Origin of the sequence: Streptomyces alkaliterrae, assembly GCF_007097205.2 — a bacterium.
Taxonomy (GTDB): Bacteria; Actinomycetota; Actinomycetes; order Streptomycetales; family Streptomycetaceae; genus Streptomyces; species Streptomyces alkaliterrae.
Genome location: NZ_VJYK02000029.1, coordinates 1 through 17,585, shown reverse-complemented (window position 1 = coordinate 17,585; position 17,585 = coordinate 1). Strand labels below are relative to the sequence as shown.

17 protein-coding genes and 1 pseudogene are annotated in these 17,585 nt (G+C 72.7%); 12 read left to right on the top strand and 6 right to left on the bottom strand.

The window, feature by feature from the left end:
• Positions 1–108: 108 nt before the first annotated feature.
• Complete coding sequence (locus FNX44_RS04745) at positions 109–1,119, top strand: hypothetical protein (protein ID WP_143646669.1); 1,011 nt, start codon at positions 109–111, stop codon at positions 1,117–1,119.
• Here FNX44_RS04745 and FNX44_RS04740 read toward each other — a convergent pair.
• Positions 1,116–1,640: a hypothetical protein gene (locus FNX44_RS04740; protein ID WP_143646668.1), complete on the bottom strand. Its 525-nt coding sequence runs from the start codon at positions 1,638–1,640 to the stop codon at positions 1,116–1,118. The two genes, FNX44_RS04745 and FNX44_RS04740, sit on opposite strands and share 4 nt — an antisense overlap.
• Entirely contained in the window at positions 1,637–2,461 is an 825-nt protein-coding gene (locus tag FNX44_RS04735) for a methyltransferase domain-containing protein (protein ID WP_143646667.1), read from the bottom strand. The genes FNX44_RS04740 and FNX44_RS04735 overlap by 4 nt, the downstream gene beginning before the upstream one ends.
• 141 nt (positions 2,462–2,602) lie before the next feature.
• Between FNX44_RS04735 and FNX44_RS04730 the strand changes: the two genes are divergently transcribed.
• From FNX44_RS04730 to FNX44_RS04715, 4 genes are all read left to right on the top strand, one after another.
• Entirely contained in the window at positions 2,603–3,289 is a 687-nt protein-coding gene (locus tag FNX44_RS04730; RefSeq protein ID WP_143646666.1) for an RNA polymerase sigma factor, read from the top strand.
• Positions 3,286–3,513, top strand: coding sequence for a zf-HC2 domain-containing protein (locus FNX44_RS04725; RefSeq protein WP_143646665.1), 228 nt, complete (start codon positions 3,286–3,288; stop codon positions 3,511–3,513). The genes FNX44_RS04730 and FNX44_RS04725 overlap by 4 nt, the downstream gene beginning before the upstream one ends.
• Positions 3,513–4,337 carry a methyltransferase domain-containing protein gene (locus FNX44_RS04720; protein ID WP_143646664.1) on the top strand — a complete coding sequence of 275 codons (825 nt, stop codon included), beginning with the start codon at positions 3,513–3,515 and terminating at the stop codon, positions 4,335–4,337. The genes FNX44_RS04725 and FNX44_RS04720 overlap by 1 nt, the downstream gene beginning before the upstream one ends.
• Before the next feature lie 237 nt (positions 4,338–4,574).
• Positions 4,575–6,068, top strand: a complete 1,494-nt coding sequence (locus FNX44_RS04715; protein ID WP_185202628.1) for a hypothetical protein — start codon at positions 4,575–4,577, stop codon at positions 6,066–6,068.
• 44 nt (positions 6,069–6,112) lie between these two features.
• Here the strand turns inward: FNX44_RS04715 and FNX44_RS04710 are convergent, their stop codons facing one another.
• Positions 6,113–6,430 (bottom strand): hypothetical protein, encoded by a 318-nt coding sequence (locus tag FNX44_RS04710; protein ID WP_143646663.1) that lies wholly within the window; start codon positions 6,428–6,430, stop codon positions 6,113–6,115.
• 384 nt (positions 6,431–6,814) lie between these two features.
• Here FNX44_RS04710 and melC1 point away from each other — a divergent pair, with 384 nt between their 5' ends.
• The 4 genes from melC1 (at position 6,815) to FNX44_RS04690 (ending at position 10,666) form a co-directional block, all read left to right on the top strand.
• Positions 6,815–7,255 (top strand): apotyrosinase chaperone MelC1, encoded by a 441-nt coding sequence (gene melC1 / locus FNX44_RS04705; RefSeq protein WP_143646662.1) that lies wholly within the window; start codon positions 6,815–6,817, stop codon positions 7,253–7,255.
• A gap of 18 nt (positions 7,256–7,273) precedes the next feature.
• On the top strand, positions 7,274–8,095 hold the full coding sequence (gene melC2 / locus FNX44_RS04700) for a tyrosinase MelC2 (RefSeq protein WP_143646661.1): 822 nt from the start codon (positions 7,274–7,276) through the stop codon (positions 8,093–8,095).
• Between the two features lie 44 nt (positions 8,096–8,139).
• A complete protein-coding gene (locus FNX44_RS04695; protein ID WP_143646660.1) occupies positions 8,140–8,358 on the top strand; it encodes a zinc ribbon domain-containing protein in 219 nt (72 codons plus the stop codon).
• Positions 8,359–8,476: 118 nt separating this feature from the next.
• Positions 8,477–10,666, top strand: coding sequence for a tetratricopeptide repeat protein (locus tag FNX44_RS04690; protein WP_143646659.1), 2,190 nt, complete (start codon positions 8,477–8,479; stop codon positions 10,664–10,666).
• 21 nt (positions 10,667–10,687) lie between these two features.
• On the opposite strand, the gene FNX44_RS04685 is transcribed toward FNX44_RS04690, so the two are convergent.
• Positions 10,688–12,457, bottom strand: coding sequence for a CDP-glycerol glycerophosphotransferase family protein (locus tag FNX44_RS04685; protein ID WP_143646658.1), 1,770 nt, complete (start codon positions 12,455–12,457; stop codon positions 10,688–10,690).
• A gap of 172 nt (positions 12,458–12,629) precedes the next feature.
• On the bottom strand, positions 12,630–13,367 hold the full coding sequence (locus tag FNX44_RS04680) for a hypothetical protein (RefSeq protein WP_143646657.1): 738 nt from the start codon (positions 13,365–13,367) through the stop codon (positions 12,630–12,632).
• Between the two features lie 139 nt (positions 13,368–13,506).
• Between FNX44_RS04680 and FNX44_RS04675 the strand changes: the two genes are divergently transcribed.
• Entirely contained in the window at positions 13,507–14,577 is a 1,071-nt protein-coding gene (locus FNX44_RS04675) for a flavin-containing monooxygenase (protein WP_228449656.1), read from the top strand.
• 76 nt (positions 14,578–14,653) lie between these two features.
• Here the strand turns inward: FNX44_RS04675 and FNX44_RS04670 are convergent, their stop codons facing one another.
• Positions 14,654–16,261: a cation:proton antiporter domain-containing protein gene (locus FNX44_RS04670; RefSeq protein ID WP_143646656.1), complete on the bottom strand. Its 1,608-nt coding sequence runs from the start codon at positions 16,259–16,261 to the stop codon at positions 14,654–14,656.
• Between the two features lie 203 nt (positions 16,262–16,464).
• Here FNX44_RS04670 and FNX44_RS04665 point away from each other — a divergent pair, with 203 nt between their 5' ends.
• Positions 16,465–16,665 (top strand): CsbD family protein, encoded by a 201-nt coding sequence (locus FNX44_RS04665; protein ID WP_143646655.1) that lies wholly within the window; start codon positions 16,465–16,467, stop codon positions 16,663–16,665.
• 836 nt (positions 16,666–17,501) lie between these two features.
• Positions 17,502–17,585, top strand: a pseudogene (locus FNX44_RS04660) (class II fructose-bisphosphate aldolase); the annotation flags it as partial.

Below are 17,585 nucleotides of genomic sequence, written 5' to 3'. Positions count from 1 at the left end.
TTTGGCCACCGCGCCCCGATCCGACCTCCCCTTGTCTAGAGTGGGCTGAATGCCAAGTCCCCTGGGCAGTAGACGAGTAGCGGCCCCTCCAGGAGAGCGAAGCCACCAGTGAGCAGCCATCTGCCCCTTCAGCCCGAGGACACCGAGGGCTTCGAGCGTGCTCTGGACCGCGCCGTCGCCGACTCCGAGGTCCGCTCGCTGCTGGCCGACGCCGAGGAGGGCACCGAGGTCCGGATTCGCGGCGAGGCCAAGCGTGCGATGGGCCGGATCATGGCGACCGCCGACGACGAGTACCGCCGCTACCGGGCGAGCCGCGAGTCGGACGTCACCCCGGCGGAGGGCGCGCAGAAGGAGCGGAGCAGACCGCTGGTCTCCGCGCTGATGGTGGGCGGGCTGCTGGTCTCGCTCGCCGGTGCGCTGCTGTTGCTCGTACTGGGATACCTGTTCGGACTCGGCGACGGCGAGAGCGACTTCGCCGCCTCCCTGCTGAACGCGGCCCGGACGTTCGGCATCGTCGCCCTGGTACTGGGGGCGCTCGGCGCGGTCGCGGTGGTGCGGACGGCGCTCCGGCACCGCGCCGACCGGCCCGGGCCGGCCGCGGAGGAGGAGTTGTCGGAGCAGACCCTCCGGGCGCGGGAGGAGTGGGTCGACGTCCTGTTCGAGAAGGGGACGCTGCCGTTCCTCCGGCGACGGCTCGACACCGCGGCGGGCGCGTCGGAGGGTTCGGCCCAGCGGCCTCGCTCGTCCGGGCGGAGGTTCAGCACCGGCGGCTTCAGCAGCGGGCAGGTCTCCACCGGCGGATTCCAGAGCGGCCAGGTCGCCAGCGGAAGCTTCCAGAGCGGACAGGTGTCCAGCGGCGGCTACAAGACCGGCGAGGTATCGTCCGGTTCGTTCGAGACCGGCCAGTTCGAGACGGGCCAGTTCGGGGCCGGGGAGTTCGAGACCGGTGAGTTCCGCAGCGGCGGCTACGCGAGCGGCGGGGTCTCCGGCGGCGGCTACCGCAGCGGTGGCTTCGGCTCGAAGCCACCGGGCAGCGGCGCGTCCCCCGAACCCTCCACCGCCGACGAGGAGGCGGAGGGCCCGAGGGGCGAGATCGACCGGCGCCGGGACAGGTCCTAGGACCCGGCCGGTGGCCTGGAGCCGGACTGCGCGGCCAGTACGGGCTTCAGCGCGATGGCGGCACCGACCACGAAGATGACGGTGGCCAGGTAGATCAGGCCGAGGTGCCCGATGGTGTCCAGGCCGTACGGGTAGTGGGCGGGCAGCGCGACGGCCAGCCCGAGCACGGGCACGGCGACGGCGGTGACGTACGCCCACAGCAGCCCCTGCCGCACGCCCTTCCAGGCGAGCACGGCGGTGGCCAGTCCGGCCGCCGCGATGAAGCCGGACACGGCGATGTGCAGGTGGGAGATGTACTCGTACAGGGAGGGGCTGAACGCCTCGATCTCCGACTTCCCGACGCTGACCTCGTTGGGCCCGATGCCCAACTCCAGGAAGGAGTCGGTGAAGTTGCGGACGAAGAAGATCACCGCGTATCCGATGAAGTCGACACCGGCCAGCGCCATCAGCGCGGCGCCGAGTGTCAGCGCGCCGGACTCCGCGGTGGCGCGTCGCCCGGTCTGGTGCCTGAGAGTGGTCATGACGGTTCTCCTGTCTGCGGCTTCGCGCGACTGCCGGCGGCTCGGCCGCCGGGCTTGACCGCAAGAAGCGAGATGCTGGTGACCCCGTACCTGGCGCTCGCGTCGCGGGCGCGGGGCGAGAGGAAGACGTACGGGTTCCGGCGGGTCGTGACGACCTCCAGGCCGGCCCGCTCGATCATGTGGCGGTAGTCGTTGCGCTGGGCGGCACCGCCGATGCAGGAGGCCCACAGGTCGGCGTCGCAGGTGATCGCCTCGGTGAGCTGCTGCTCGCTGACGATGTCGGCGAGGGCCAGTCGGCCGCCGGGCCGCAGGACGCGCGCGACCTCGTCGAAGACGCGCTGCTTCAGCGGGGAGAGGTTGATCACCCCGTTGGAGATCGCGCAGTCGAACGTCCCGTCCTCCGCCGGCAGGTCCTCGATCCGGCCCTCGGCGAACTCGACGCCGCCCAGCGCTCCGCCCGCCTCGCGACCGGCCAACCGCCGTGCCTTGTCGAGCTGTTCGGCCGTCATGTCGACGCCGAGCACCCGGCCGGCGGGCGCGGTGAGCAGCGCGGCGCAGAAGGAGTCCATCCCCGAGCCGCTGCCCAGGTCGACGACCCGCTCCCCGGGGCGCGGCTCGGCGAGGTCGAGGAAGTAGCCGACCCCGGCGAACGACTCGACCGCCTCCGCCGGGACGCGGTCCAGGAGGTCGCCGGGGTAGCCGAGCCGTTCGGCCAGCGACCGTCCCATCTCGAAGTGGTACGCGGCCTCCGGCTCCTGGGCTACCAGCCGGTAGAGGTCCTTGACCCGGGCTTCCAGTACGTCGGTGTCCACGGTGGTCATGGCGGTCCACGTCCTCTCGGACCGAGTGCGCCCACTGCTGCACTCCTGCTTATGAGGACGACGCCGCGGGCCGGGTTATTGCATACGGTCATTTATGGGGGAAAGTCATAGAATGGGCGCCGGGGTCATCGCGTGGATGTGATGCCGGTGCGAGTGGCGGGCACGACGGACGAACGCGCGGCGCCGCCGGAGAGGCGCACGCCGAAGCGGGGCCCGCGGTCGGCCGCAGGCCCGAGCGCCGGCCCCGGCGCCGAGCGGGCGGCGGAGCGGAAGCAGGCCTTCCGGGAGCTCGTCGGCACGCAGCTTCCCCGCCTGTACTGGGCGGCACGCGCCCTCGTCGGCGACGACGCGGAGGACGCCGTGCAGGACTGCATGGTCAAGGCCTTCGAACGGTTCGACCAGCTGCACGACCCGGTGGCCGGCCCCGCCTGGCTGCGGCGCATCCTGATCAACTGCTGCCGCGACCGGCTGCGAGCCGACGCCAGGCATCCGGACTCGGTCGGCTTCGAGGAGGTCGAGAGCTTCTCCCTCTACCGCAAGATCGCCTACGAGGACCCGTTCCCGTACTCCGACTCGCTCCACCTCGACTTCCTCCAGGAGTTCGGCCGGGAGGACGTCCACGCCGTGCTGCGGCGGCTGCCCGACCTCTACCGCGTCCCACTCGTCCTGGTGCACATGGAGGGCTTCCTCGCCCGGGAGACTGCCGAGATCCTGCAGGTCCCGCTGGGCACCGTGCTCGCCCGCCTGCACCGGGGCCGGAAGCTCTTCGAGAAGCGGATGTGGGACTACGCGGAGGAGAACGGCCTGCTCAAGGGGGGATCACGATGATCAGTTGCGCGGAAGCGGTACGGCAGCTCTGGGAGTACCTGGACGCCACGGTCGACCCGGCCCGGCGGGCGGAGATCGACGACCACCTCTCCCTCTGCGCTCGCTGCTGCGGCGAGCTCGAGTTCGCCGTGGAGATGCGGCGGCTGCTGGCGGACTCCGGGGGCCCCGAGCTCCCCGAGGACGTACGGGGACGTCTGAACCGGAAGCTGAAGGAGCTGGAGTGATGAGCCGGGACCTGATGCACGGCGCCGAGGTGAGGCAGCTTGTCAGGGACGCCTACCGCGACCTTCCGCCGACCACCGCCGCCGTGGCCGAACAGCTCTACAGCGAGCAGGAGTTGGCCCAGGTGCCCCAGTGCGCGGTCGACCGCTCCCTCGGCGTGGCCAACCACCTCAGGTACGCCGGTGTGCGGCCCGGCGAGACGGTCCTCGACCTCGGCTGCGGCGGCGGCATCGACACCGTTCTCGCGGCCCGCCGCACCGGCCCCACCGGGCGGGTCCTCGCCCTCGACTTCCTTCCCGAGATGCTGCGCCGCACCGCCCGCGCCGCCGCCGAGGCCGGCGTGCGGAACGTCGAGACGCTGGAGGCGGAGATGGAGGCCGTCCCGCTCCCGGACGACAGCGTGGACCTCGTCATCTCCAACGGCGTCATCAACCTCTCGCCGCGCAAGGCCAGAGTGCTCGCCGAATGCGCCCGCGTACTGCGCCCCGGCGGGCGCCTCTGCGTCTCCGACCTCACCACCGGGCCCGACGAACTCCCGCCGGAGATCCTCACGCAGCCGGCCGCCTGGGCGGGCTGCGTCTCCGGCGCCCTCGCCGAGGACGACTTCGTCCGCAAGCTGGAACGCGCGGGCTTCCACTCCGTCGACATCCCCCACCGGCGCCCGCTGACCGTCGACGACTGCGCCCTCTACCCGCTGTTCGCCGCCGAGACGATCCAGCTGATGCGCACGCTGCTCCCGCCGGTCCGCCAACAGGCGGTTGCCATCTCCCTGGTGATCCGCGCCGAAGCCGGCCCGCCGCCCCCCGGTCCCGCCTCCGCAAGCTGACGCTTGCTATAACTCGCTGACATCACAGCTGTGTTGATGGCACGGTTGTGTGTGGAGAGTGTGGGTACGGGTGCGGAAGGTGACCGGGGCAGGGCCCCGCGCGGCCCGGCGACGAGGGGGAGCGTTGTGAGCGGAAACGACTACCGGCAGGCATGGGGTGGGGCCGGAGGCCAGGGGCCGACGCCCGGAGGCGGACCGGCGGTGCCGCCGCCGCCGAGTCGGCCGCCGACCGTAGGCGTGCCTGGCGAGCCGCGGCGCGCGGCGCTGGTCGGCCTGCTCAATCTCTCGGGCCTCGGCCTCGGCTACGTCGCCCTGCGGCACTGGTGGTCGGCGGTGGCGTGCTGGGTCGCCGTCGGCGGGCTGCTGGCGGTGGCGCTGCCGGTGGAGCCGAGCGGGGTGCCGGGCGCCGCCGTCGCCGCGTTTGTCGTGGTGGTGCTGGCGGCCGCGTTGGACGGCGCACGGCGCGGGCTGCGTACGCCCGTGCCGCCTTTCCTCCGCCGTCCGATGCTGGCGCTGCCTCTGGCGTTCCTGCTGCTCGCGGTTCCGGCCTCAGGCGCGGTCGCCTACGACGCGGCGCGCGGCGAGGCCGTCCAGCAGGCGCTTCTCGAACGGCTCGAGGAAGCCGACGAGTTGGTGGACAGCGCGCGCGACGACGACTTCGAGGAAGCCAAGTCGAGCTATCGGAAGGCGCTCGGCGTCTACGCGGACATCGGCGGACGACACGCCGACTCGCGGGCCGGGAAACTCGTCCCCGACCGGCTGTACGCCTACTACCGGGCGGTCGCCAAGCCCTACGACGGCAAGGACTACTGCGCGGCCGTCGAGCCGCTGCGGCACCTTCGGACGGTGCCGGGCACGGTCGACCGGGAGGTGCTGGGACGCCTGGCCGACTGGCCGAACGAGCGGCTGGCCCGCTCCTGGTTCGAGTGCGGGATGAAGCAGCTGGGCTCGGACTCCGAAGGCGAGAGCAACCGCCAACTCGCCGACCTGCTGGACACCTTCCCCGAGTCCCCGCACGCCCGCCGGGTGCAGACGGCCGTGCGGCAGCACATCAAGAGCCGGACGGGGGCGCTGGAGGGCACGCGTACCTGTGACGTGGCCGACGAGCTGACGCGGGTGAGCGCGACCGTCGACGGGCTGCCGGGCGGCACGGGGGCGGCTCTGCGCGGCGACGCGGAACAGGCCGTGGAGAAGGGCGCGTTCGCCTGCGGAGTGCACGAGTTCGAGGAGAAGAGGTTCAGCTCGGCTCGGACCAAGCTGACCCGGTTCGCCGCCGACTACGGCAAGAGCCCGCTGGCGGACCGGGCGCGGGACATCGCGATCGCCGCCGAGATCGCCCAGCGGCGCCCGCAGGCCGGACGGAGCCTGCCGGCGAAGAAGGCGCCGAGCGGCGCCCGGATGCCGCTGACGATCAGCAACGACGGACAGGGATCGGTGGAGATCCTCTACACCGGCCCGGTGACGGGGAAGGTGACCATCGGAGGCTGCAAGGACTGCACGGTCTATCCGAGCCGCGCCGAGGCCGTCCAGAAGGCGTGCAAGGACTCCTCCAAGAAGTACCCGAAGACGACGCTGCGGCTGCCCGCCGGCGAGTACCACATCCTGTACAAGCGCAACCGGGCCGGGACGATCAGCAGCCTCAACACCACGTACGCCAACGGCACGCGCGTCCGCGCGGGCTACACCTACACCGGCTGCACGTACGTGACCAGGGGGCTCGGCATCCAGTAGCCGACGGGCGCCGCGCGGATGACAGGTACGCGGACGGTCGGTCGTCAGTCGGGGTCGGGGACGGTGATGCCCTCGTCCTCGGCGACGACCTCCACCGCCCGGGCGGCGGCCCGGAGCCCGAGCGCGTGGAGCGCGTGGCAGGAGTCGACCAGCAGCCGTTCCGCCGCCTCCGCCATCGCTTCGCCCGCCCTGTCCCGCTCGGCCAGCTCGTGGGCGGTACGGGCGTGCCGCAGGGCGTCGACGCGCTCGCTGAGGCGGTCGTGCCGCTCCTCGGCGTCCAGCAGTCGTCGTACGGTCCGCACGATCTCCTCGTCCGTGAGGTGTTCGGTCACCAGTTCCTCCGGGTTCCTCGTAGTGCTCACTTCTGTCTGACGCCAGAGTGCCGCCGTGGGTGGGCCTCGCGGCGGGCGATGTGTGCGGGGTCTCGTCGGAGGGGTGGCTTCCGGACAGCTTTCTGGAGGCATATGCCAGGGGTGCCGTGCGGTGCGGGCGGGAAAGTTTCCGGCAACAGGGCCGTTTGACGGGATAACTTGCGGCGATTGTGGCTCTCCGTGAGGGGGGCCGCAAGATCATCTTGGTTCAACTTCGTATGACCTGTCGGGGGTCGTCCGTATTCCGCCGCCCCGGTTCCCGCTGATTTCTGGCTGGTTCACCCTTTCGGGTACTCATTGCGGTGCTCGCCGGCCGACTGACCATCGTGCCGGCCCTTTCCGATGACCAGGACGACCTCCCCGGGGGGAACAGTCATGCCTCAAGCAAGTCGCCGTACCGTAATCGGCGTCACCGCCGGCGCGTTGGCGGGCCTCGCCGCCGCCGGCCCGTCGGCGCTCGCCGCCGGACTCGGCCGCGCCGCGTCCGCCGACGGCCACCGGCCGCCGGCGACCGACCTCAAACCGTTCGACGAGGTCTACCGGGGGCGGCGCATCCAGGGCGCGCCCACCGGCACCGCAGGACACCACGGCGCTCACGGCGCTCACGGCGGCCACGGCGGCCACGGCGGTCAGGCGCACGACTTCGGCTACCGGGTGACCGTGGACGGCGAGGAACTGCACGTGATGCGGAACGCCGACGGCAGCTGGATCAGCGTGGTGAACCACTACGAGACGTACGCGGAGCCACGCGCGCTCGCCCGCGCCGCCGTCGTCGAACTCCAGGGCGCCGCCCTCGTTCCGCTCGCCCTCGCCTGACCGACCCGGAGTACCGCCATGACCGTACGCAAGAACCAGGCCGACCTCACCCGCGCAGAGAAGCGGCGCTTCGTCGCCGCGCTGCTCGAACTCAAGCGGTCGGGCCGCTACGACGAGTTCGTCGACATCCACAACGGCTTCATCATGGGAGACACCGACCACGGGGAGCGGGTGGGGCACCGCTCGCCGTCCTTCCTGCCCTGGCACCGCCGGTTCCTCATCGACTTCGAGCGGCGGCTCCAGGAGGTCGACCCGTCGGTGGCGCTGCCCTACTGGGACTGGACCGTCGACCGCACACCCACCGCGTCCCTGTGGGCGGCGGACTTCCTCGGCGGCACCGGGCGCACCGGCGACGGCAAGGTGATGGACGGCGCGTTCGCCGAGACGTCCGGCTCCTGGTCGATCAACATACGCGTCGACCAACGACCCTTCCTGCGACGCGCGTTGGGCTCCGGGCGGCGGGGGCTGCCCACCCGCGCCGAAGTGGATGCCGTGCTCGCCATGCCGGTGTACGACGCGTCACCGTGGAACAGCGCCTCCAGCGGCTTCCGCAACAATCTGGAGGGCTGGCGCGGCGCCGACCTGCACAACAGGGTGCACGTGTGGGTCGGCGGGCAGATGACCACCGGCGTGTCGCCCAACGACCCGGTCTTCTGGCTGCACCACGCGTTCGTCGACAAGCTTTGGGCCGACTGGCAGGCCCGCCACCCCCGCTCCTCCTACCTGCCGGTCGAACCGACCCGTAACGTGGTCGCGTTGAACGACACCATGCGGCCGTGGAACGACGTCACCCCGGCCGACATGCTCGACCACACGCCCTACTACACCTACGACGGCTGAGCCGAGGCCCGGCGCGTCGGACGACAGCGAACACAGGGAGCGACATGGCGGCGAAGAACGTACGGGCGTATGTCAACGACAGGCAGGTGCGCTGCGCCTTCTGCGGACACGAACGCTTCAACGAGCGGTCGATCAAGCTCAACACCGCCGGCATGTCGTTCTTCGACCTGGACTGGGCCAACAAGTCCGCGACCGGTCTGATCTGCGCGGACTGCGGATACGTCCAGATGTTCCTGGAGCCGCGCATCCAGTACGCGGAGTGATCCTGGCGGCGGGCGCGGGGCGCCGGCGCGCCCGCCGTCCCGCTACGGTGGACCCGAACCGCGTGACCGACCGGAGGGGGACGGTCACGCACGGCCGGGGAGCTTGGGGGAGTACGGCATGGTCGACCCGATATCGCTGGCGACGGTGTCCGCCGCGCTGAGCGCGGCCGCGCTCAGCATGGGCAACGAGGCGGGTCGGCGTGCCTGGGAGTCGGTCGGCGCGCTGGCACGCCGTGTCGTCGGCCGTGGCGTGGTACCGCCCGAGGACCCGGCCGGCCGGGAGGAGCTGGCCCGGCGGCTGGTGGCGAGCGCCGAGGCCGACCCCGAACACGCCCGGCTGCTGCGCGGTTGGCTGCACAGCGGCCCCAGGCCCCACCCGGTGACCGCTCGCCCCCGTCGACTCCCGCCCTCCGTAAGGCACTTCACCGACCGCAGGGACCTGCTGCGGGCGCTCACGCGGGAGGCGTCCCGGCGCGCCGACGGACGCCCGCGCGTCGCGCTGCTCCACGGCCCCGAGGGCATCGGGCGCAGCGCCCTGGCCTTCCAGTGGGGCCATCAGGAGGCGACCCGCTTCCCCGACGGCCAGCTCTACGCCGACCTCGGCGGCGCCGCCGGAACCGGCGGCGCCCGTGACGCGGCGACCGTCGCCCGGCTGCTGCTGGAACAGCTCGGCGTCGACCGGGCCGAGATCCCGCCCGGAGCCCGGGACCGCGAGGAGCGCTTCCGTGAGCTGACCGCCGACCGCCGACTGCTGGTCGTCCTGGACGACGCGTGCTCGGCGGGCCAGGTCGAACCACTTGTCTCCCCGCACCCGGGCGTCTTCACGATCGTCACCGCCGGGCAGCGGCTGGCCGGCCTCGACACGCTCGCGCTGCCGGTCGGCCCGCTGTCGGACGGCGACGCGCGACGGCTGCTGACCGCGCTGACCGGCAAACGGGAGATGGCCGCCTGCCGCGCCGCGCTGCCGGGCGTGCTGGAGCGCTGCGCGGGCTCGCCTCTCGCGCTGCGGCAAGCCGCCGACCGGCTGCCGCACCTCGCCGGGGCCGGAACTCACGCCACTCGACGCGCCCATCCCGGCGGCCGTCGGCCCGCGCCGTCACCGGGCCGACTCGGCCCGGACGGCGCCGATCCGCTCACGGCGGCGGTCGAGGCCGCCTACGCCGATCTCGGCCCGCTCACCGCCCGGGTGTTCCGCCGCAACGCGCTCTGGCCCTGGCCGGCCATCGGCCCGGCCGTCACCGCCCACGTCTGCGGCATCGAGGAGGCACAAGCCGCCGACGCGCTCGCGGAGTTGGCGGCGCGGCGACTGATCGAGACGGTCGGCGGCGGGCGGTACGGCTACCGCCCGGCGCACCGGGCGTTCGCCGAACGGGCCGCCGCCGCAGAAGAGGGCGTCGCCGGTAGCGCCGCCGCGCTCGCCGCCACGATCCGCTGGTACCTGGAGTTCGCCGTGCGCGCCGACCGGGCGGCGCTCAGCGGGCGTTGGACACTCGGCCCGCTCTACCGCGAGCTGGACGAAGGCCCCTACCGTGCCCCCGGGGATGCGCTGGCCGCGCTGTGCGAGGAACGCCCCAACCTCGTCCAGGCGGTCCGCGCGGCCGAACGGTCCGGCGATCTGGAGTCCGTACGCCAGCTCTGCGAGGCGCTGTGGGCGCTGCAACTCAAGGCGGGGGAGACCGACGAACTGCTGCCGGCGCTGCGCCTCGGCGTCCGCGCGGCGGAACGGCTGCACCCGGGCAGCGAGGTGCTGGGCCGGGCCCGCACCCAACTCGGCATGGCCTGCCTCGAACTCGGCCGGCGCCCGGAAGCGGCTGCCGAGTTCCGCGCCGCCGAGGAGGCGGAGCGGGAGGCCGGACACGCGCGGGGCCGTGCCACCGCGCTGGAGTGCCTCGGCCTTCTCGAGCTGCGGCACTGGCAGCACAACGCCGCCTACGAGCTGTTCGAGCGCGCCGACGAGGTGCTGGCGAGGATCGGCCCGGACCAGCGCGGTGCGGCGGACGTGCCGAGGGCCCGGGCCCTGCTGCGGCGGCACAAGGGCCGCGCACTGCGCGGCATGGGCCGGAGGCCGGAGGCCGTCGACCGGCTGACGCAGGCGCTGTCTTTCTTCCGGGAGATCGGCGAGGCGTACAACACCGCGCGCACGCTCACCGACCTCGCCGAGGTGCGCCTGGACCAGGGAGAACACACCGCCGCGCTGCCGCTGATCGACGAGGCCCTGGCACTGCTGACCGAGGAGAAAGCCGCCCACCACCTGGCCCATCTGCGCCGCCTGCGCGAGGTGGCGCTGGAGTCTCCCACCGCCGGGTGACGACCCCGCCCGTGGGCCGGCTCAGCCCTCGAGCGGGGTGACCTCCGCCCGGTGCCGCTGCCCGCCGGAGCACAGCCACAGGCCGTCCGCCGCCAGCTTCCGCACCGAACCGCCGTCGGCGAGCCAGCCGAGCAGGGCGGAGGCGCAGGCGAGCGGGTCGGCCGTGTGCGGCGCCGTACGCACGTCGAGCAACTGGCCCGCCCTCACCCGCAGTACGCAGCTGTCGGGCCCGGTGACAAAGACGGCGAGCGTCACGTGCGGGCGGGCGCGCAGCAGTTCGGCGGTCCAGCGGGCCGGACCGCCCAGGCGCGGATCGTCGGGCGAGCCGTCGCGGAAGACGAGGTCGGCGATCTCGAGGGCGTGTGTCTCCAGGGTGTCCTCGTGTACGGCGAGATGGCTGCTGTCGTAGCCGGTGGCCGGTGCGGCCGGGTCGACGTGGCGGCGCAGCAGTACCGTGCCGTCCGGCTGCCGTCCGGTGCGGACGAGCAGCGGTATCAGCGGCCGGGCGGGCCGGTAGGGCGGCAGTGGAAGCGGTTCCAGCGCGGCGGGCCGGTCGGGCTCGGGGATGCGGATGAGGTCGTAGAAGGTCCGGCGCAGCAGTGCGGCGGAGCGCCCGGGCGCCGAGGACGCCTGCTCGGCGAGCGAGGGGTGCGGGCGGTGGCCGGCGATGACGTCCGCGAGCTGGGCGGCCAGCGGACGTCCCAGGTCCAGCGGCGGTGCGGTGCGTACGAACTCCGCCACCGGGGAGTCGGCGTCGAGCCGGTCCGCCCCGGGCGCGGCCATCAGCACCGGTACGCCGATCGCCGCCGCGTAGTAGCTGACCGAGCCGAAGTCGCCGATGACCGCGTCCGCCGCGACAAGCGCCTGGCGCCAGTCCTCGGTCGGGTCGATCAGGGTGAGGCCGCAGCGTTGGGCGCGGTCCAGCCAGGCGCGGACCTGGCCGGGGCCGTGGCCGTGCCAGATGTTCGGGTGGAGGACGGCGGCCAACCGGTAGTCGTCCACCGGTAGTTCGGAGGTGAGCCGGTCGAGCAGGGCGCCGAGGAGGTGCGGTTGTTCGCCGTCGCCGAAGAGCGACTCGGCGTTCCAGGTGGAGTTGAGCACGACGAGGCGCTGGCCAGGGCGGACGCCCAGTGCACGGCGGTAACGTTCGCGGTTCGGGCGGGCCTTGAGCAGCCGGTCGAAGCAGGGGTCACCGGCGAGCACCGCGCGGGGCGCGGCCTGCGGGCAGTAGCGGCGCAGTCGGGCCAACTGCTCGGGGTGGGAGAGCACGAGACGCGCGGCGACCGGCTCGCCGTCGGCCAGCAGCCACTCCGGCGACATCCCGAACACGGGTCCGGTGTCCGGTGTCCGGTGTCCGGTGTCCGGTGTCCGGTGTCCGGTGTCCGGTGTCCGGTGTCCGGTGTCCGGTGTGGCCAGCCTCTTATTGTATCCGACGCCGTGCGAGAGGACGACAACAGGCCCTGGAACACCGCCCAGTTCTCCGCCGAGACTGGCGCTCAGCGCCAACGACACCGGCGTGCTCAGCGCCTGCTCCCATGGCAGCACCGGTACGCCCAAGGTCGCCAGCAGCTCGGCCACGCCGCTCTGGAAGGGGGAGGACCCGGTGCAGGTGGCCAGTAGCTGTATCCGCAGGTCGTCGCGGAACAGCGGCAGTACGTCGAGCAGTCGGGTAGCGGACGTCACGTTGTGCACGATCGCGAGCACGCGGTGGCAGTCGGAGCGGGTGGCCCACCGGGTGGCGTCCTCGCCGACCGGAACCCGCAGCCAGTCCGCCCGGTAGTCCCCAGCCACCGCGCACCCTCCCCGTTCGCCCCGACGTCAGCGCCGCCGCACAACCGGTTCACCATAGTCCACGCGGTGCGCCGAACTCCCCTGTGGGGCCGAACGGAAGAACCGCGCGACCATGCGTCGCGAGCGCCGCCGCCGTGCGGCGAGGGTGCTCGCGACGCGAGGCGGGGCGGGCTCAGTCGGTCTTGATCGCGTCGCGGAACTGCTCCAGCGAGACGGTGTCCGACGACTTCGGCGGAGTGATCTCCATCTTCTTCCCGAACGAGCCGTACGTGGTCCGGCTCTCCCGGCCGTCGTAAGTGGAGTCCAGCCGCAGCACGTACGGCGTGCCGTCCTTCGCGACGTGGTAGACGTCCTTGTTGCCCTGGGCCTCGTTGACCAGCGCCCGGGTGTCCTGGCCGTCCACCCGGGTGTCCAGGGCGGACGAGCGCTCGGCGCCCGGGAAGATCTCGTACAGCCGGGAGCAGTCGCCGCCCGAGGGCGCCCTGACGAACTTGGCTTCGAGCTTCTCCGGCACTTCCACCTTTTCGCCGCGCTGGGCGAGTTGGGCGGCGAACAGCGGGACCCCGGTGTAGATCTGGCCCTTCGCGCAGTAAATCTCGCTCTTCCCGCCCGGCAGTTCGGCGGCGGTCACCTCGATGCGGATGCCCGCGTCCGGGTCGGACCACATCTCCTGCCTGCCGTCCGGGAATGCGGTGGTGCTGCCGGAGGCGCGGAACGTCGTCGTGCGCATCGCCTTGTTGGCGGCCTCCGTCAGTTCCTCGGCGTCTTCGGCGGAGGACTGCTCCGCCGAACCGCCGCGTTCGCCCCCCTTGTTGCCGCCGTCGCCGCTGCCGCCGCAACCGGCGAGCAGCAGTGCGGCGCAGAGCGCCGCGGCGGCCGCCGCCGAACGCCCGGTCTTCCGTCCTGACATGACTGCAGAGTCCTTCCCTCGGGTCGACCCCGCAGTCTGCCGCATCGGCCGCCGGTCGGGACGGGCTTGTCCGGTCGTCACGCTTCTGCTTTGATGTCCATCAAGATAGAAGAACATCGAAGTAAGGCGGTCGGGGGCGATGGGCGGTCACACGCGCGTGGAGATGGTGGACGTGGCGGTCGTGGGCGGAGGCCAGTCGGGCCTGGCGACCGCGCGGGCGCTGGTCGAGCGAGGTCTACGGCCGGTGGTCCTGGAGGCGTCGGACCGGCCGGTGGGCTCCTGGCCCCGGTACTACGACAGCCTGCGTCTCTTCTCGCCGGCCCGCTACGCCGCTCTGCCCGGCCTCCCCTTCGGCGGCGACCCCGAGCGCTACCCGGGCCGCGACGAGGTCGTCGACTACCTACTGCGCTACGCCGCCCGGCTCGACTGCGAGATACGCACCGGGACGCGGGTGGCCGAGGTGCGCCGCGACGGCGACGGTCTTGCCGTCCTGCTCGCGGACGGCGCCCGGATCGCGGCCCGCGCGGTGGTCGCCGCGACCGGCGGCTTCGGAAACCCCCACCGCCCCGCGGAACTGGAGGCGTTCGGCGGCGCGCGCCCGCACGCCGCCGAGTACAAGGCGCCCGAACTCTTCGCCGACCAGCGGGTGGTGGTCGTCGGCACGGGCAACTCCGCCGTCCAGATCGCCGCCGAACTCGCCGCCGTCGCCCGTGTCACGCTGTCCGGGCGGCGGCCGCCGCGACTGCTGCGGCAGCGCTCGCTCGGCCGCGACCTGCACTTCTGGCTCGGCGTCTCCGGCCTGGACGCGGCCCCGCTCGGCCGGGTCGTGCGGCGGCCGCCCACCCAGCCGGTCATCGACGACGGCCGCTACCGGGCGGCCCTGGCGGCCGGCGCCCCGGAGTACCGCCCGATGTTCGGCGCGGTGCGCGAGGACGCGGTCGTCTGGTCGGACGGGGAGGTCGAGCGGGTCGACGCCCTGCTGCTGGCCACCGGCTACCGCCCGGACGTCGGCTGGCTGGCCCCGCTCGGCGCGCTGGACGATAACGGGCACCCCCGGCACCGCGCCGGGCTGTCCACCGTCCATCCGCGGCTGGCGTACGTCGGCCTGGAGTGGCAGCGCACCCCGGCCTCCGCGGCGCTGCGCGGTGTGGGCCGGGACGCCGCGTACGTCGCGCGGGTCCTGGCCAGGCGGCTGGCTGCGGACCGGTGACGACGCGGCCAGCCCCCGGTCTCCCGGGCGCGCCGGACCGGCTGGTCCGAGAGCCGCCCGGTCCGACCGGTTCCGTTCACTCCACGCTGTCGCGGCGCACGCCGCCCACGGGGGCGAGCCCCGCCACCTCCGCCGCGCTGTCGGCGAGCGCGGTACCGGCCTCTTCGTAAAGGTGGAACACCGCGTGTGCGCCGCGCCGCTCCAGCGGCTCGATCTCCTCGAAGTGCGTGACGGCCGCCGCGATGCGGCCCCGGAACTCCTGGTGCCGCAACTGCTCGAGCGCGAAGAAGTTACCCGCGTGGTGCGGCATCGCGAGGACCACCAGCTCGACGTGCTCGGCCAGGGTGAGCTTCTCCCAGAAGTCCTCGTCGGTCGCGTCGCCCTCCAGTACCGAGTAGCCGGCCTGCTGGAGATCGGTGACCTTGTCGACGTCGGTGTCCACGCCCAGGACGTCCAGACCGTACGCGTCGGTGAGCCGGTCGTAGGCGCCCCGGCCGACGCGGCCCATTCCGAGCACGACCACCTGGGACCGGCCGATCTCGATCGGCCGGTCGTCGGGGTGCAACTGCGCGACGTCGCGGTCGCGCATCCTCGGCTCGACCCGGGTGTAGAGCGGGCGGCTCCGGGAGTTGAACACCGCGGCGAGGACGAAGCTCAGCGCCACCGCGAGCGAGAGCACGACCAGCCACTCGTCCGTCACCCAGCCCTGGGCGGCCGCGACCACGGCGACGATCAGCCCGAACTCGGAGAAGTTCGACAGGCTGAGCGTCGCCAGGAACGACGTCCGCTTCCGCAGCCGGAACCCCGAGAAGATCAGCAGGAACAGCAGGCTCTTCAGCGGCACCAGCGCCACCAGCAGCAGGGCCAGCCCGACCATGTCCCAACTGGGCAGCGCGGTGAGCCCGATCGAGACGAAGAAGCCGACGAGGAACAGCTCCTTCATGTTGAACAGCGACTTCGACAGACCGGCCGCCGACGGATGCGGCGCCAGCAGCATGCCGATGATCAGCGCGCCGAGGTCGCCCTTCATGCCCAGCTGCTCGAACAGCGCGTAGCCCAGCACCAGCGCGAGGACGACGCCGAACAGGATCTGCATCTCGCCGTGACCGACCCGCGGCAGCAGCCGCCGCAGCACGGCCGACAGCGGGATCAGCAGGACCAGGCCGAGAGCCCAGGGGCTCGGCACCTTGCCGGTGGAGGCGGTGAGGAAGACCACCGCGAAGATGTCCTGCATGATCAGCACGCCGATCGCGGTCCGCCCGTAGAGGGAGCGCGACTCGCTGCGCTCCTCCAGGACCTTGACCGCGAACACCGTGCTGGAGAAGGACAGTGCGAACGCGATCACCGCGAACGACTGGAGGCCGGCACCGGCCAGCAGTGAGAAGCCGAGTGCCTTCAGCAGCGCCAGCGCCCCGACGAACACGCCCGTCGACGCCACCATGTGCAGCGTCGCGGAGCCCCAGACCTCCTTGCGGAGAAGAGTCCGCACGTTCAGCTTCAGGCCGATGGTGAAGAGAAGCAGGGTGACGCCGAGGTCGGCGATCGTCTCCAGCGCGGGGACCGAGCCGTACCCCATCGCCTTGAGGGCGAAGCCGGCCGCGAGGAAGCCCACCAGCGGGGGCAGCCGTATAGCCATGGCCAGGAGGCCGCCGACAAAGGGGGCGAGCAGGTAGGCGGGTTCCATGGGGTGCTGGCTCCTCGGCGGTCCGGCGGGCTTCGGCCACTCGAGCCTGCCATACCGCCCACCGGCGACTTTCAGCCACTCCCGACCGTGTCGGTGGGCCGGGGTCGGCGGGTCCCTCGGGCGGACCGCCAGCGGAGGCGGGGATTCCGGCTATCCCCTAGCGTGGAGGCGACCGAGTTTGTCCAACTGTGAGGAGATTTGTCGTGGCTGACGAAGGCGCCATGGACAAGATGAAGGGCAAGGCCAAGCAGGCGGCCGGCAAGCTGACGGGTGACGAGCGGAAGAAGTCCGAGGGCAAGGCGGACGAGGCCAAGGGCAAGGCCAAGGGGATGATGGAGGACAACAAGGACCGCATCGAGGGCCTGAAGGACTCCCTCAGCGAGAAGCGCCGCGGCAAGAAGTAGCCGGCGGGACGTCGCGGCCTGCGGGCCGCCACGGGCTGTGGCCGCGGGTGACGACCCGCGGCCACAGCCCGTCGCCTCGCCTTGTGGATCAGTCCAGCCTGCGGTACGTGACCGGCTCTCCGCCGCTGCCGACCAGCTCGCGGGTCAGCACGCCGTCACCGCCGAGCGTGAGCCGGCTCCACTCGCCCGGCGAGCACTTCGTCCGGTCGCCGGAGACCAGCTGCGACTCGTTCAGCTCCAGCGGCGGCCCGGAGGCGCGCAGCGTGGCCGTCCAGCGGCAGCTGTAGTCCGGCCCGTAGCCGTGCAGCGTCATGACCCGCTCGCCCACCCGGCCCTGCCGGATGCTCATCGCACGCGTGTTGACCTGCGAACCCGTGCCGAACTGCGCCCGCCACTCGCCGACGAAGCCCGACGGGACCGCGTCGTCGGTGTCCGGTGACTCCTCGCTCCCGCTCTCGCTCGGTTCGGGCGTCGGCGTGGGCTCGCCGTCCGGTGAGGACGAGCCGCCGCCGGGGCCACGGTCGCCCTGACTCTCCTCGGAACCGCTGCCGGTGGTGCCGTCGCCGCCCTTGCCGTCCGGGCCCTCGGCGCCGGTCGCCGAGCCGCCCCGGTCGCCGCTGTTCATCACCGCGTAGACCGTGCCGCCGGCGGCCAGCGCCACCACCACGGCGACGGCGGCGATCAGCAGCGCGTTCTTGCCGCCGCCCCGCCCGGCGCCCGGCTGCCCGCTCCGCGGGTACGGGCCGACGGCGCCGTACGGGGTCGTCCGGTGCGCGTGCGGCTGCGGCGGGTAGCCGTACGACGGCGGGGGAGTCGGCTGGTGCGGCTGGGGACCCGAGGCGGGCTTCAGCTCGGTGATGTTCGACGCGTCGAAGCTGCCGTACGAGGAGAACGTGCGGGTGACCGCGCAGGCGGTCGAG